The organism is Colwellia maritima (assembly GCF_022669015.1).
Lineage (GTDB): Bacteria > Pseudomonadota > Gammaproteobacteria > Enterobacterales > Alteromonadaceae > Colwellia > Colwellia maritima.
On record NZ_JAKKSL010000001.1, the window covers coordinates 1,825,152 to 1,840,887 of the forward strand.

Here is a 15,736-nt window from a genome sequence, read left to right on the forward strand (position 1 = left end):
ATAAGGAATTATAATGAGTAGAGAACTATCAACACAGCAATGCGAAGCGTGTCATGTAGATGCTCCAAAAGTAAGCGATGATGAATTAAAACAGCTGATAGGGCAAATTCCGGATTGGGTACCCCAGGTACGTAATGACGTAATGATGTTAGAACGTGAGTACATATTTAAAAACTATAAGTTAGCATGGGCATTTGCTAATAAGGTTAGTGAGCTTGCAGAAGCTGAATTTCATCACCCTTCAATTTTACTTGAATGGGGTAAAGTTACCGTAACATGGTGGACACACTCTATTGGTGGTTTACATAAAAATGACTTTATCTGTGCTGCAAAAACGGATCGGTTAGTATAATTTATCTTTAATAATCATCAAAGTAGGTGTAATAGCTTTTGACGAAGTAATCATGTTTATAGACAATTTAACAAAAGCCTTAACAATTTCGAATGTTAAGGCTTTTTTATTGTAAAAAATAGTTTACAATGTTTTTCTTTGAGCTTTTAAAGGGTTGTTTACATGCGTTTGGAAATTACGTGTCATGACCGTGTTGGTATGGGACAAAAAGTATTAGGTATTTTTGTTGAGCATGGTATCAATGTTCGTGGTATTGAATTAAAAGAACAGGGTCGAATATTTATCAATATTCCAGAACTTAGTTTCGCAGACTTACAAACGTTTATGCCTCAACTTCGCTTGTTAGAAGGCGTTGGTGATGTTCGAACTGCACCGTATATGCCTTCAGAACGAGAACAAAATGAACTAATCACTTTAATTAAAACCTTTCCCGATCCTTTTATTTCTCTTGATGCTAAGGGCAACATCCGAATTGTAAACAATATTGCTGCCAGTATAATGAAAACTGACGACGAAAGTATTAAAGGACAACCTATCAGCCAATGGCTAAAAGGCTTTAATTTTACCCGTTGGTTAGATAGTAATGATGTATTGGCTCAGACGCGCCGTTTAAAATTTCAAAGTGAAGATTTTGTAGCTGATATTATGCCAATTCATGTGGCTAATGAAGGAAGTACTGACAGCAACAAGAAAATTTTAGCGGGCGCTGTACTAATCCTAAAATCAGAAGCACGTTTAGGGCAACAAATTAATGCCTTTAAGCAACCTAATGAAAATACGTTTTCAGGTATTCAAGCAAGTAGTACCAAAGATGAGAAAGGTTATTCGTGAAGCCAAACGAATGTCTCAACTTGATTCGTCTATTTTAATTATTGGCGAAACGGGTACAGGCAAAGAGTTATTAGCAAGGGCTTGTCATGCAGCAAGTGAACGAGCAGAACAACCTTTTATGACACTCAATTGTGCTGCTTTACCTGATGATGTCGCTGAATCAGAATTATTTGGCGTAGGTGAAAAAGCTCAAGAAAAAAGCAAACGTGGTATTTTTGAACTTGCCGATGGTGGTAGTGTTTTTCTTGATGAAGTTGGTGAAATGTCCACTAAACTTCAAAGCAAATTATTGCGTGTTATTCAAAATGGTAGTTTTAGAAGGGTAAATTCTGAGCAAGAAGTGACAGTAAATGTACGTATTATTAGTTCAACTAACAAGGATTTACTTCACTTAGTATCAATAGGCGAATTTAGAGAAGATCTTTATTACCGTTTAAATGTTTTTGGTCTAAATATCCCTCCTTTAAGGGAGCGTCGCAGTGATATTTTACCGTTAACTGAATCTTTTATCGCACATGTGGCCAACGTATTGGTCGTGTGAATTTGAGGCTAACAGAGGAATGTCGTGATTTTATTGAGCACTACCCATGGCCTGGCAATGTAAGACAATTAGAAAATGTACTCACGAGAGCAACTTCATTACTTGAAGGAAAAGAAATAGAAGTCAGTCACTTACAATTACCTGCTTATACACGTGAACATGGTTATTTAGAAGAAGAATTTGAAGGTACGCTTGATGCTGCTGTAAAAAACTTTGAAGCTGATTTATTACGCAAGCTATATCCTGCATATCCAAGCACAAGACAGTTAGCAAAAAAACTCGGGTTAAGTCATACCGCCATCGCCAATAAATTACGGGAATATGATATTAATAAGAAAACAGTAAAAATATAATAAGTGTCAGTGTAGCGCTAAACAAATCAATGAAAAATTAAAATTCCGCCTTAATAGCATGAATCAAAATAGGCGGGATGATCGCTTATTTAAAATATAAACCACCGTGTGTAAATTTATTTTTATCAATCAGTTGCACCATATAAGTTCTTTGAGAATATTTTACAATCATTGGTTATAACAAAGTGGAAAAATTCATGTAAAGAATTTTTGCCATCCCTTACTTAACTCTATTTTATGTTTACTTGTTGCTTTTAGATAAATACTCGTAGAATTAACATTAATTTAGTCTTGTTTTCACGAGAAGACTTTCTTGAAATTAGCTAGTCTACACAGCTGTAGAATATAAAGCGTAAATATCTTGGGTAATGAATTAAGGAATACTATGAAACTTTATGGTTATTGGCGATCTACTGCAGCGTATCGAGTACGAATAGCATTGCATTTAAAGGGGATTAGGTTTGAGTCGATTCCCGTACATTTAGTGAAAAATGGTGGTGAACAGCATTACGACAATTATGCCGCTATCAACCCTAATCAATTAGTACCCACTTTAATTGATGGTGATTTTGTTTTACATCAATCGTTAGCTATTATTGATTATATTGAAGCATCACAGTCAGGCTTGTCTTTATACCCAGATTGCATTAAAGCAAAAGCGCAAGTTCAAGCATTGGCGCTAGATATTTCCTGTGAAATCCATCCTTTAAATAATTTACGTGTTCAACAATACTTAGCGACTGAATTATCTATAACGAACGAAGCAAAATCTCAATGGATAAATCATTGGATGCAAATAGGTTTTAATGCAATAGAAAAACAATTAGCGCTAACAGCCGGCTGTTATTGTTACGAAGACCAAATAACCGTTGCGGATATTTGTTTAGTAGCCCAAGTCTATAATGCTAATCGATTTAATGTAGATATGAGCGGTTACCCCTACATAAATCGTGTAGTCGATAATTGCAATAAACTTGAAGCTTTTCAGTTAGCTTTACCTGAAAATCAACTTGATGCGCAATAGAGTAACTAACCTCAGCTCGGCTTAATAAATCTTTCTATAATGGCTATTTTTACTAACTTCTTCGTTAAATTCACTTGCAATAGACCGCCTATTGACGCGTAAATTTGCCTTGCTTATTTTGCGGATTAAAGTAGCAAAACTATCTCATTATAGTGATAAGAGGAAAATTAAATACTAATTTTCAATGAGTTAAAAACTTCTTAACCCGAGTTGAGGTTAACTAGGCTGATAAGTGGATAAAAAAGGCGAGTTCCAAAAAATTAACTTTTAGCTAATTGATTTCGTTACTCGCTTCACGTGAATCAAAGAAAATTAATGCAATACTCTCGCTTTAATTGTTCCTTCAATCGCTTTTAATGCTTTTAATGCTTGAGCACTATCAGAAGATTCAATATCAATAACTACATAACCAATTTGGGTATCAGTTTGTAAATACTGTGCTGCAATATTGATGTTGTTCTTGGCAAAAGCTTGGTTGATGCTTGTTAGGACACCAGGTTGGTTACGGTGAATATGTAATAATCGACTAGTACCTGTTTCTCCTGGCAATCTATGCTCAGGTAATGAAACTTCTGGGAAATTAACAGCAGATAAACTTGAACCATTATCTGAATATTTAGCCAATTTACTTGCTACTTCTAAACCAATATTTTCTTGTGCTTCTTTTGTACTACCACCAATATGTGGAGTCAAAATAACATTATCAAATTCACGTAATGGCGATACAAATTCTTCCTGATTGCCTTTAGGTTCAACAGGGAATACATCAATTGCCGCACCGCCTACTTTTTTATCTGATAAGGCCTGTGCAAGAGCATCAATATCAACCACAGTACCACGAGAAGCATTAATAAAAATAGAACCCGTTTTCATTGCTGCAAATTGTGGGGCACCAAACATGTCTTTTGTTTGTGGTGTTTCAGGAACATGTAAACTAACCACATCAGATTCAGCTAACAAAGCATCTAACGAAGGGGCTTGACTTGCATTCCCTAGAGGCAATTTAGTTTCTATATCATAAAAGCGAACACGCATACCCAAGGTTTCGGCTAAAATACCAAGTTGAGTGCCAATATGACCATAGCCAATAATTCCTAACGTTTTTCCACGTGCTTCAAACGATCCTGTTGCTGACTTTAACCATTCACCTCGGTGTGCCTTCGCGCTTCTTTCTGGAATACCGCGTAATAACAATAATGTTTCACCCAAGACTAACTCAGCTACTGAACGAGTGTTAGAAAAAGGAGCATTAAATACCGGAATACCAAGCTTTTGAGCAGCTTTAATATTGACTTGATTTGTACCAATACAAAAACAACCAATCGCAACTAACTTTTTAGCGTGGCTTAATACTTCTTCTGTTAACTGAGTACGCGAACGAAGACCAATAAAGTGTACATCAGCTATTTTATCAATTAAATCATCGTTCGAAAGTGATGTTTTAATATACTCAATGTTTGTGTAACCTTTTGCGTTTAGTTCATCAAGCGCACTTTGATGCACACCTTCAAGTAAAAGAATTTTAATCTTATTTTTTGCTAATGATTTTTTGTTTGTTGTCATGTGAATGGCTTCGCTTATTTAAGTTGGTATTATATTGTTAATAAAAATTTAAGTTAAATAAAAGTCAGCTAAATAAAAACGTTTAGATGGCTAGATATCTATAATCGGGATAAAGATACCATATAGTGTATAAACTCTAAAGCAAATATTTAGTATAAAAGGCTAAATATTTGCTTTTTTGGAACGTTATGCATCTATTAATAAAAGTTTGGTAATGTGTAGAAAAACTTTATTGCTTAACGTTTACACCATTTTCACCGACAAGTATCAGTATATCGGCACCTCTATTAGCAAATAAGCCATTGGTTACAACACCCACGATAGCGTTAATATCAGCTTCCAATTTTTTAGGATTAATTATAGATAAGTTATGTACATCAAGAATAACGTTACCATTATCGGTGATAACGCCTTGTCGATATTCAGGGTCACCGCCAAGTTTGACTAGCTCTCTTGCAACATAGCTTCTGGCCATAGGAATTACTTCAACAGGCAATGGGAAATTACCTAATATTTCTACTTGTTTCGAATCATCCGCGATACAAATAAACTGTTTAGCTACTGCTGCAACAATTTTTTCACGGGTGAGGGCAGCTCCCCCACCTTTGATCATGCTCATGTGTTTGGTGATTTCATCGGCACCATCCACATACACATCTAATACATCAACATTATTAAGATCAAATACTTCAATACCGTGCGCTTTAAGTCGTTTGCTAGATTCTTCAGAACTTGACACTGCGCCCACAATATTATGTTTTATCGTTGCTAGCGCATCGATAAAATAATTTACGGTTGAGCCTGTGCCAACACCAACAATGGTGTCATTTTTAATATATTCTAAGGCTTTTGTTGCCGCGGCTTTTTTCATTTCATCTTGAGTCATTACTGTGCCTTTTAATAGAAAGAGATCAACTTGGTAATAAGGCGCGGATTATAGCATTGTGCATAGGAATAAGTAACGAGTTATCAAGTAGAACTGAACTTCAGTAAATCTATAGTTTTTTGCATTAAAGGGTAAAAAAATAGGGAGAGTGAATCTGTTCGTCATTTATCATGGGCTAAAGGGGAACTCACTACATAAATATATAGCGTTGTGATGGGGTGATAATTTCAGGTAAGGGGATATCCCAATGCTCTACAGGAATTTTTTTTACTTGTTGGCAGTCATGTGCAATGCCTATTGGATAAACATGATGTTGTTGCCAGTTTGTTAAAGTTCTATCATAAAAGCCACCGCCCATACCTAATCTTGCACCTGCGGCATCAAAAGCAACTAATGGTGTGCATAACACATCAAGTTGCGCTAAAGGGCACACTTTAGTTACATTCAAGGTTGGTTCTTCAATACCATAAATATTTTTTACCATAGGAGTGTTACGTTCAAATAAAAGAAACAGTAAATGACCTGAACAAAAAGGGTGTAGAACAGGTAAGTAAACGCGTTTATTGTGTTGCCAACACCATTCAATAAAAGGCGTGGGATTAAGTTCGCCATCATTGGCTAAATATAGCGCAATAGTTTGTGCAGAGTTTACTTTAGGGTGAGTTGATAAGTGTTGAATCAGGCGATCACTTGCCTGTTGTTGCTCTTCTAAAGAAAGTGTTTGTCTACGTGTTCTGACCAGGGTTCTTAGGGCCGCTCTTGAATTCATAGAATTGGACTGCCTTGTTTTGACATAAGATTACGATTTTATTGGAAGGCCAGAAGCTTTTGCCCCTAGTCTTTTTGTTATTTTGGCTTGGCGTTTTAAACCCCAAACATGAGTTTGGTGTCATTCCATTGTATATTAATATTGATTAATCGACGAGTTATTTTAACTGCTTGATATTTGATCTTTACATAAGATAAGTTCTTGTTTCAGTATGTCATTTATGTGGTCATCTAATGTGATTTCGATAAAATAAATCTTTGAGGGAGAACCTGAATGCATGTAAAACAAAGAAAATAACACTACCTTCTTTTTGTGCTTATCAAAAAGTGTATTGAAAGTCCCTAACTTCTATGACATCATTTTCTGTAATTGAGATATTCTGTTGATTGCTTGTGATTTTTAACTTTTCTAAAAAATTTATGGTATTGCTACTATGTTTGACCTTTGTTGGTCAGGCAATGGCGTCTATTATTATGCCTTATCAGATGATGAGTATGAAAGTTATGAATGATCAGGAGCAATCACACGATATGCCCATGATGGATCACAGTAATCATAGCATGATGATGGACTCTTCAAGTTCAGTAGACTCTACAGAAGATTGTTGTGTTAAAACATGTAACTGTTTTACTGGCGGTTGTTCTAGTCTTGCAACATTAACGAAAGACTTTGGCAGTAAAGCAATTATAGATTTATCATCAAAAATACCCTCTTATATAACCCTAAGACAAAGTCAACAACCTACATCTCTGTATAGACCTCCAATACTAAGCTAAATACAGCATAAATGTGTCCAAAATTTGGTTCATTTAAATAATCTCTGTATTAGGCTTTTTGATCCTTGCGTTATTGAAGCGCATTTTAAACACCATAAAAAAAATTGCCAATTTACTTATTAACTCAACTAATTAATACCTAAATTAATTTACTGATATCCCTTTGGGGGGCTTATGTTATTAACTAAATATTTTGTAAAAATACTAGCGACTGTGACGCTAGTTACCTTGATCCTTGACTGTTCAGACAATGAAGCAGTCATAGCTGAAAAAGCAACTGCGAAGGCGCAAGCGATAATGTTAGACGTGTATAAGAGTCCTACGTGTGGCTGTTGTAAAGAATGGAACAGCCATATTGATGACAATAGCTTTCAATCCAAGGCGCATAACCAAAATGACATTTCAATCATTAAAGAAAAGCATGGCATTGAACCGTGTTATCGTTCTTGTCATACCGCCATTTCTAACGATGGTTACGCTTTTGAAGGTCATGTTCTTGCAAAAATTATTCAACAATTTTTGCAAGAACAACACAGTGACGATGTTATTGGGCTGTCAGTACTGACCATGTCTTTAGGTAGCCTAGGAATGGAAGTAGATGATAAGTTTCACCCCTATAAAGTGTTATCTTTGAAGACTGATGGTAGTGATGAGGTTTATGCGAGCGTTCAAACATCACAGGAGCAGTTCGAATGATGGAACATCATATTAAAAGTAAATTTCACCTAAAGTGCGGGATAGGTATATTAGCCGTTTTATTAACTCCCTCTCTTGCTGCGCAGCAAGCTCTTTCTAGTGTTGAGCGTGTTTTATCGTTTGAACAAGCAATAAAGTCAGCACAAAAAAATGACCCATGGGCTACGGGTAATATTCATCAGCAAAGCGCTATTGAATCGATGAGCAGTGTGGCTAATACCTTACCTGATCCTAAAGTGACTATAAGCCTAGCCAATTTACCCACCAATGGTTTTGATTTTGCTCAAGAGGGGATGACACAAGCTAAGATTGGTATCGCACAAATGTTCCCTCGTGGCGATACCTTAGCAATTAAAAGCCGGCAGCTGAGCATTGAAAGTGAAGCCTTTCCTTTTCAACGAAAAAATCGAGAAGCAAAGGTTGCGGTGACTGTCGGTAGTTTGTGGTTAGATGCCTATAGAGTACAACAGAGTATTGCCCTCATTGAAAAAAACAGATCACTGTTTGAACAACTAGCCGATGTTGCCCAAGCGAGTTATTCCTCAGCATTAGGAAAAACCCGCCAACAAGATATTGTTAGAGCGCAGGCGGAATTGACTCGATTAGAAGATAGATTAGAAAAATTAGCTCAACAACAAAATCAATATCAAGGCATGTTATCGCAATGGTTAACTAAATTTGCCACAAGTGATGAGTCAGCCGAAGATATTCTGCTTAAAGATATTTATTTGCATGACATGGTGTTAAGTCAACAGCTGCCACAAATAGGCTTATTCGCTACTAAGGTTATTGATAGCCAACATTGGTTAAAAGCAGAACAATTAGTGCATTACTTTAGCAAGCATCCATCTGTACTCGCTATTGATAAGAAAGTGAGTGCCACAAAAGCCGGTATTCAACTCGCCGAGCAAAAGTATCAGCCAGAATGGGGCGTAAGTGCGAGTTATGGCTATCGTGCTGATGATCCGATGGGGAGAAGTCGAGCTGATTTATTCTCTGTTGGCGTTACTTTTGATCTTCCACTTTTTACTGAAAATAAACAAGATCAAGAAGTGCAATCTGCCATTTTTCAAACGGAAGCAGTTAAAACTGAAAAGTTATTATTACTTAGACAATTGCTCGGCTCGTATTCAAGTGCTAAGGGACGATTGCAACGTTTAAAAGCAAGACAAGCATTGTACAAAGCGAAGTTATTACCGCAAATACATGATCAAGCTGAAGCATCACTAACGGCCTATACTAATGATGATGGTGATTTTGCCGAAGTCGTACGTGCGCGTATCGCGGTGTTAAATGCCGAAATAGATGAATTGGCGCTCGACGTTGAAGAGCAAAAATTACACCTTGAATTAAATTACCTTTTCCTAGGTAGCGTGAAAGGTAGTATCAAAGGCAGCAATAATGGCAGCTTTAAGCCAGTAACAATGGATAAACACAATGACACCAATAGTAGCCAATATATTGCTATTGTGGGAGAGAAGTAATGAGTACTAACAACTCAGGAAAAAATAGTAAACCTATCATCGTGGGTATAGTGCTTGGCGCAGTTATTGGGAGCCTTGTTACTTTTGGAGCCTACAATGTGTTAACGCCTACGGGTAGTAAAGAAGCTACAAGCATGGCGCCGGCAGAAAAGCAGCCTTTGTATTGGGTTGCCCCTATGGATGCCAACTATAAAAGTGATAAACCCGGTAAGTCGCCAATGGGCATGGATTTAGTTGCCGTGTACGACGATGGTGGCAAAGGGCCTGATGAAGGCGCAGGCACCATTCGAATATCACCTGATGTCGTCAATAATTTAGGTGTACGTACCAGTACAGTTAGCTTTAAATCGCTACAAACAGAAATTAATACTGTTGGCTATGTCACTTATGATGAAGATAGGTTGGTACATATTCATCCACGGGTTCAAGGTTGGATTGAAAAACTTCATGTCACTGCTACGGGTGATCCAGTAAAAAAAGATCAGCCCTTGTATGAAATATATTCTCCCGAATTAGTGAACGCACAGGAAGAGTTTTTACTTGCGTTAGATAGAAATAACAGCCGATTAATCACTGCTGCGCAAAATCGCCTAACCGCTTTGCAGTTGCCAAAATCAGCTATCACTGAGCTGAAGCAATCAAGAAAAGTGCAACAGCGTATTACCTTTTATGCACCGCAAAACGGGGTAGTGGAAAATTTAAAAATTAGAGAAGGTTTCTTTGTTAAGCCCGGTTCAACCATAATGTCTATTGGCGATTTATCTGAAGTTTGGGTTGAAGCAGAAGTTTTTGAGCGCCAAGCAGGTCAAGTAAAAACCGGTACACCAGTTACCATGACCCTTGACTATTTACCGGGTAAGACATGGCAAGGACAAGTGGATTATATCTATCCAACCTTGGATGCAAAAACCCGTACCGTAAAATTAAGACTGCGTTTTAAAAATGAAAAGGGATATTTTAAACCTAATATGTTTGCACAAATTGTTATTCATACTACGGGTGATGAAAGTGCTTTACTGATCCCTAAAGAAGCCCTGATCAGAACCGGTAATCAAGATCGCGTGGTTTTGGCTTTAGGTGAAGGCAGCTTTAAATCAGTGGCCGTTAGCGTCGGACGTTATGATAGTGAAAGTGTTGAGATACTTGAAGGACTAAGCGAAGGTGAAAAAATCGTGAGCTCTGCGCAATTTTTATTGGATTCAGAATCAAGTAAATCGTCGGATTTTAAGCGTATGAGTGTCATTGAAGAGATGAGTGACGCTCAAGCCATGGTTGATTCAGCTGAATCAACCGAAAAAATGGACATGAGTGACACTGTGCCTTCAGCTAGGGTTAATGGCACTGTGGTGTCAGTCATGGTTGAACATCGCATGGTGACTATTGATAGAGAGGCAATTGTTGAATGGGATCGTGAAGCACAAACTGTTGATTTTATCGTTGACGATAGTGTTGATATGTCCTTATTCTCCGTTGGTGCTTATGTGATGTTTACCTTTGAAATTCGTGATGGCAATTATTTTATTGTTAGTGCTATGGCGATGGATAAAGCTGATGGCGAGGGAGAATAGTCATGATTAGCGCTATTATTCGTTGGTCAGTCGGTAACCGGTTCTTGGTATTACTGGCAACCGTTTTGTTGGTAGGTGTCGGTTTATATTCGGTTAATAAAACGCCGATTGATGCCTTGCCAGACTTGTCTGACGTGCAAGTGATCATAAAAACCCGACTATCCCGGTCAAGCACCCCAAGTGGTTGAAGAACAAGTTACTTATCCTTTAACTACGGCGATGTTGTCAGTTCCAGGAGCAGTTACCGTGCGTGGTTATTCCTTTTTTGGTGATTCCTACGTTTATGTCATCTTCGATGAAGATACTGACTTGTATTGGGCGCGCTCGCGTGTACTTGAGTATTTAAGCCAAGTAGCACCTAACTTGCCCGGCCGATGCAAGGCCACAATTAGGGCCTGATGCCACTGGGGTTGGTTGGGTATATTTATATGCAATAGTTGATAAAACGGGTCAACATGACTTAAGCCAACTGCGCAGTATTCAAGATTGGTTCTTGAAGTATGAACTGCAAACCGTGCCCGGTGTTTCTGAAGTTTCTGTGCTTGGTGGCATGGTTAAACAATATCAAGTAGTCATTAATCCAGACAAGTTACGTGCTTTTGGCATTCCTCTTTCGCATATTCAAATGGCAATTAAAGAAGGTAATCAAGAAATTGGTGCTTCGGTTATTGAAATGGCAGAAGCCGAGTATATGGTTCGCGCAACTGGTTACCTAAAAAGTGTTGAAGATTTGGAAAATATTCCGTTAGGGGTTAATGAAAATGGTACGCCGTTATTGTTAAAGGATGTCGCAGATATTGGCACAGGACCACAAATGAGACGAGGTGTTGCTGAGCTTAATGGCGAGGGGGAAACGGTAGGCGGTATCGTTGTTATGCGTTTTGGTGAAAATGCCCAACAAGTGATTAATGGCGTAAAAGAAAAGCTTGAACAGCTTAAGAAGGGCTTGCCTGAAGGGGTTGAAATTATCCCCGTGTATGATCGTTCTGCGTTAATCGAGCGAGCTGTAGATAACTTAGCCTATAAATTGTTAGAAGAGTTTGGTGTGGTGGCGGTGTGTATTGTTTTTCTATTTCACGTGCGCTCGTCTTTGGTGGCAATTGTTAGTTTACCTGTGGGGATTTTAACGGCTTTTATCATTATGCATATGCAGGGGTTAAATGCGAACATCATGTCGCTTGGCGGTATCGCGATTGCGATTGGCGCCATGATAGATGGTGCTATTGTCATGATAGAAAACATGCACAAGCACATTGAGCGGCTCACTTCGCAAGGAAAAACCTTAACTAACGAAAATCGGCAAGTTGTGGTGGAATCTGCCAGTGAGGTTGGTCCGGCATTATTTTTTAGTTTACTGATTATCACCGTTAGTTTTGTGCCTGTCTTTACTTTAGAAGCGCAAGAAGGGCGTATGTTCGCGCCGTTAGCATTTACCAAAACCTATGCTATGGCGGCTTCTGCGGCATTGGCGATTACCTTAGTGCCGGTTCTAATGGGCTATTTTATTCGCGGTAAAATATTACCTGAGCATAAAAATCCGGTGAATAGATTTTTAACCTTCATCTACTTACCGGCGTTGAAGACAGTTTTACGTTTTCCTAAAATGACTTTAGTAGCAGCCCTCGCTGTACTTGCCGTTGGTCTTTATCCGCTAGATAAAATTGGTAGTGAGTTTATTCCGCCCCTTGATGAAGGCGATATAATGTATATGCCAACCACTTATCCGGGGATATCAATTGGAAAGGCAAGGCAGTTATTGCAACAAACTGATAAATTGATCAAGACAATACCTGAAGTTCAAACCGTCTTTGGTAAAGTAGGACGAGCTGAAACGGCCACTGATCCTGCGCCGCTAACGATGATTGAAACCTTTATTCAATTAAAGCCTCATGACCAATGGCGAGAAGGCGTTACTACGGAAAGCTTGAAAAAAGAGCTAGATGCTTTGGTGAAACTGCCGGGCGTAACAAACGCTTGGGTTATGCCAATTAAAACCCGTATCGATATGTTAGCAACCGGTATCAAAACACCGGTAGGTATCAAGATTGCAGGTGCTGATTTATCGGTTATTCAAGATATTGGCAAGCAATTGGAAGTTATTCTAAAAGATGTGCTCGGTACCGCATCGGTCTACTCTGAACGTGTCGGTGGTCGTTATGTTAAAGTTGATATTCAACGAGCAAAAGCGGCTCGTTACGGCTTAAATATCTCTGAAATTCAACAAGTTGTTGCCACGGCTATTGGTGGCATGAATGTTACTAAAACGGTTGAAGGATTAGAGCGATATCCGGTGAGTTTGCGTTATCCGCAAGATTATCGCGACTCGCCAGAGACATTATCCTTATTGCCTATTGTGACACCTAATGGTCAACGTATTTCATTAGGTGATGTTGCAAATGTTTTCATTGAGGACGGTCCTCCGGGGATTAAATCAGAAAATGCCCGTTTAAATGGTTGGGCATTTGTTGATATTGAGGGGGTTGATGTTGGCACCTATGTTGAAGCCGCGCAAAAAGTGGTTGAGAACAACCTAATATTGCCTCTTTGGTTATTCAATTGCTTGGGCAGGTCAGTATGAATATATGCAGAGAGCAAAAGCTAAGTTAACTTACGTTGTACCATTAACGTTATTTATCATTATTATCTTACTTTACTTAAATTTCAGAAATGTGATTGAAGTGGCCATGATCATGGGCACTTTACCGCCGGCGATGGTGGGAAGTATCTGGCTAATGTATCTACAAGGCTTTAATTTTTCTGTTGCTGTTGGTGTCGGTTTTATTGCCCTTGCCGGGGTAGCGGTAGAAATAGGAGTAATCATGTTGGTTTATTTAAATCAAGCCTATCAAGAAATGCTTAAGGATCATAATACCCAAGAAATCACCACCACAAAAGACCATGTACTTCAGGCGGTACTGCATGGTGCAGGTATGCGGGTTCGCCCAGTGATGATGACTGCAGCAGCGATCATTGTTGGTCTTTTACCTATTTTATATGGCACAGGCACGGGCTCTGAAGTGATGAGTCGTATTGCCGCACCAATGGTTGGGGGTATGGCAAGTGCGGTTATTTTGACGTTATTAGTATTGCCTTCATTGTTTTATTTATGGCGCTCGTCATCGATAAAGAATACCCAAAGAAATGGTGTAGATATACAAAGCTGTTGAACACAAAGTAGTCAAAAGCAATATCGTTATGATGAAAAAATGTATTTTGTGATAGCGCTTTATTTAGGCTTTCACAATTTTTAATTAGTATTAAAAAAGGCGGAAGAGTTACCTGCCGACTTTTTATGCGTGAAATGTATAATGATAATACTGTTAGAATAAATTCCAACTTACATTAATTACGAGTTTCAGAAATTCCTTCATGCACACCAGTAACACCAATTTCTTCTTCTAAACTCTCTTCAATATTGGCTGTATGGTGTCCTTCGGCGCCATGCATCCATGCAACTAGTTTGCCTGCAGATAAGAAAATAATAACACTGGTAATTAAAGCGGCAAGGCCAACACCCATGAAAATATTAGCGGCATTATCTACCATTTCTTGTCCTTCACCAACAAATGAGCCAATGAAACCGGCTAATTTATTTGAAAGCGCTGTAAATAAGAACCAAATACCCATCAATACAGACGTAAATTTAAGCGGTGCTAATTTAGTTACCATAGACAAACCAATAGGAGATAAGCATAACTCACCTAATGTATGGAAAAGGTAAGCAAACACTAAAAACAGCATACTCACTTTAACAGTAACATCACCACCTTGAACCATAGTAGCCCAAAGCATTACAAAAAAGCCTAGGGCGAGAAATAACATGGCTAAAGCAAACTTTTTAGGTGATGTTGGTTCATTAGAACCCATTTTTACCCAAACAGATGCAACAACAGGTGCGAGTAATATAATGAACATGGCATTTAACGATTGGAATGAAGAAGCCGCAATTTCAAAACCAAACATAGTGCGGTCAGTAAAATCAGAGGCATAAATGGTAAATAAGCCACCGGCTTGTTCAAAGCCCGCCCAGAAAATAACAGAAAACATACTCATAATTAGTATTACTTTCATTCTATCAATATCTTGAGAAGTCAACGGTGCTTTTGCTTGTTGAGTACCTTTGGTGCGTTTAGCTGAAGGCTGTACACCAATATCGCCCAAATATTTATTTGCTAAGGTGAGTTGTAAGATTAAACCTATAATCATGCCGCAACCGGCTAAAATAAATCCATAATGCCAGTTAATTTGCTCTCCTATAACACCAACAGAAATTGGAGCTAAAAAGGCACCTAAATTAATACCCATATAAAAAATGGTAAATGCACCATCACGACGATGATCTCCTTCTTCATAAAGATCACCAACTAAACTGGAAACGTTAGCTTTAAATAACCCATTACCAATAATAATTAGCGTTAAACCAATATAGAATACGGTTTCTTCCATACCAACAATCATTGATTTGGGAATACCTAAAGTAAAATATCCTAAGGAAAATATTAACCCGCCAAAGAGAATTGCTTTACGTTGACCAATGTAATTATCTGCAAGCCAACCACCTAAAACAGGGGTTAAGTACACAGCCATTGTAAAAGTACCATATAAGCTTAATGCTTCAGCAGGAGTCGACCGAAACCTCCATCTTGTACACTAGCCACCAAATAGAGCACCAACAGGGCACGCATACCGTAATAGCCGAAACGTTCCCACATTTCAGTACCAAACAATAGAAAAAGTCCTTTTGGGTGACCAAAAAGAGTACCAAAGCATTAGGTTGAGTCATAAAATTGTCCTAATTTTCATTATTATATTAAATAGAGATATTTGCGTTAGTAAACATTTCAGCACTAATTCAACTTGAGTAAGGCTTAATATATGTTTTTCTAGTTGTTA

Annotated in this window: 9 protein-coding genes and 3 pseudogenes; 8 read left to right on the forward strand and 4 right to left on the reverse strand. The window is 38.1% G+C overall.

Annotation, left to right across the window (positions count from 1 at the left end; all coding sequences use genetic code 11):
* Positions 1–13: 13 nt before the first annotated feature.
* The 3 genes and pseudogenes from L3081_RS08960 to maiA all read left to right on the forward strand — a co-directional run bounded on the left by L3081_RS08960 (position 14) and on the right by maiA (position 3,101).
* Positions 14–352, forward strand: coding sequence for a 4a-hydroxytetrahydrobiopterin dehydratase (locus tag L3081_RS08960; RefSeq protein WP_242285015.1), 339 nt, complete (start codon positions 14–16; stop codon positions 350–352).
* 162 nt (positions 353–514) lie between these two features.
* Positions 515–2,077 (forward strand): annotated as a pseudogene (gene tyrR, locus L3081_RS08965) (transcriptional regulator TyrR).
* A gap of 385 nt (positions 2,078–2,462) precedes the next feature.
* Positions 2,463–3,101 carry a maleylacetoacetate isomerase gene (gene maiA / locus L3081_RS08970; RefSeq protein ID WP_242285017.1) on the forward strand — a complete coding sequence of 213 codons (639 nt, stop codon included), beginning with the start codon at positions 2,463–2,465 and terminating at the stop codon, positions 3,099–3,101.
* A 312-nt stretch (positions 3,102–3,413) separates the two neighbouring features.
* On the opposite strand, the gene serA is transcribed toward maiA, so the two are convergent.
* The 3 genes from serA to L3081_RS08985 all read right to left on the reverse strand — a co-directional run bounded on the left by serA (position 3,414) and on the right by L3081_RS08985 (position 6,319).
* Positions 3,414–4,664: a phosphoglycerate dehydrogenase gene (gene serA / locus L3081_RS08975; RefSeq protein ID WP_242285018.1), complete on the reverse strand. Its 1,251-nt coding sequence runs from the start codon at positions 4,662–4,664 to the stop codon at positions 3,414–3,416.
* A 229-nt stretch (positions 4,665–4,893) separates the two neighbouring features.
* On the reverse strand, positions 4,894–5,550 hold the full coding sequence (rpiA, locus tag L3081_RS08980) for a ribose-5-phosphate isomerase RpiA (RefSeq protein WP_242285020.1): 657 nt from the start codon (positions 5,548–5,550) through the stop codon (positions 4,894–4,896).
* Between the two features lie 190 nt (positions 5,551–5,740).
* Positions 5,741–6,319, reverse strand: a complete 579-nt coding sequence (locus L3081_RS08985; RefSeq protein WP_242285021.1) for a 5-formyltetrahydrofolate cyclo-ligase — start codon at positions 6,317–6,319, stop codon at positions 5,741–5,743.
* Positions 6,320–6,738: 419 nt separating this feature from the next.
* Between L3081_RS08985 and L3081_RS08990 the strand changes: the two genes are divergently transcribed.
* The 5 genes and pseudogenes from L3081_RS08990 to L3081_RS09010 all read left to right on the forward strand — a co-directional run bounded on the left by L3081_RS08990 (position 6,739) and on the right by L3081_RS09010 (position 14,010).
* Positions 6,739–7,095: a CopL family metal-binding regulatory protein gene (locus L3081_RS08990; protein ID WP_242285022.1), complete on the forward strand. Its 357-nt coding sequence runs from the start codon at positions 6,739–6,741 to the stop codon at positions 7,093–7,095.
* Positions 7,096–7,269: 174 nt separating this feature from the next.
* A complete protein-coding gene (locus L3081_RS08995; RefSeq protein ID WP_242285024.1) occupies positions 7,270–7,791 on the forward strand; it encodes a DUF411 domain-containing protein in 522 nt (173 codons plus the stop codon).
* On the forward strand, positions 7,788–9,275 hold the full coding sequence (locus tag L3081_RS09000; protein ID WP_242285026.1) for a TolC family protein: 1,488 nt from the start codon (positions 7,788–7,790) through the stop codon (positions 9,273–9,275). Before L3081_RS08995 ends, L3081_RS09000 begins: the two co-directional genes overlap by 4 nt.
* Entirely contained in the window at positions 9,275–10,843 is a 1,569-nt protein-coding gene (locus tag L3081_RS09005) for an efflux RND transporter periplasmic adaptor subunit (protein WP_242285028.1), read from the forward strand. The genes L3081_RS09000 and L3081_RS09005 overlap by 1 nt, the downstream gene beginning before the upstream one ends.
* 2 nt (positions 10,844–10,845) lie before the next feature.
* Positions 10,846–14,010, forward strand: a pseudogene (locus tag L3081_RS09010) (efflux RND transporter permease subunit).
* 175 nt (positions 14,011–14,185) lie between these two features.
* Here the strand turns inward: L3081_RS09010 and L3081_RS09015 are convergent.
* Positions 14,186–15,570: pseudogene (locus L3081_RS09015) on the reverse strand (peptide MFS transporter).
* Positions 15,571–15,736: the final 166 nt, after the last annotated feature.

Coding starts and splice junctions, on each gene's coding strand:
- L3081_RS08985 (WP_242285021.1), bottom strand. CDS start 6,319: ATGAATTCAAGAGCGGCCCTAAGAACCCTGGTCAGAACACGTAGACAA.
- maiA (WP_242285017.1), top strand. CDS start 2,463: ATGAAACTTTATGGTTATTGGCGATCTACTGCAGCGTATCGAGTACGA.
- serA (WP_242285018.1), bottom strand. CDS start 4,664: ATGACAACAAACAAAAAATCATTAGCAAAAAATAAGATTAAAATTCTT.
- L3081_RS08995 (WP_242285024.1), top strand. CDS start 7,270: ATGTTATTAACTAAATATTTTGTAAAAATACTAGCGACTGTGACGCTA.
- L3081_RS09005 (WP_242285028.1), top strand. CDS start 9,275: ATGAGTACTAACAACTCAGGAAAAAATAGTAAACCTATCATCGTGGGT.
- rpiA (WP_242285020.1), bottom strand. CDS start 5,550: ATGACTCAAGATGAAATGAAAAAAGCCGCGGCAACAAAAGCCTTAGAA.
- L3081_RS09000 (WP_242285026.1), top strand. CDS start 7,788: ATGATGGAACATCATATTAAAAGTAAATTTCACCTAAAGTGCGGGATA.
- L3081_RS08990 (WP_242285022.1), top strand. CDS start 6,739: ATGGTATTGCTACTATGTTTGACCTTTGTTGGTCAGGCAATGGCGTCT.
- L3081_RS08960 (WP_242285015.1), top strand. CDS start 14: ATGAGTAGAGAACTATCAACACAGCAATGCGAAGCGTGTCATGTAGAT.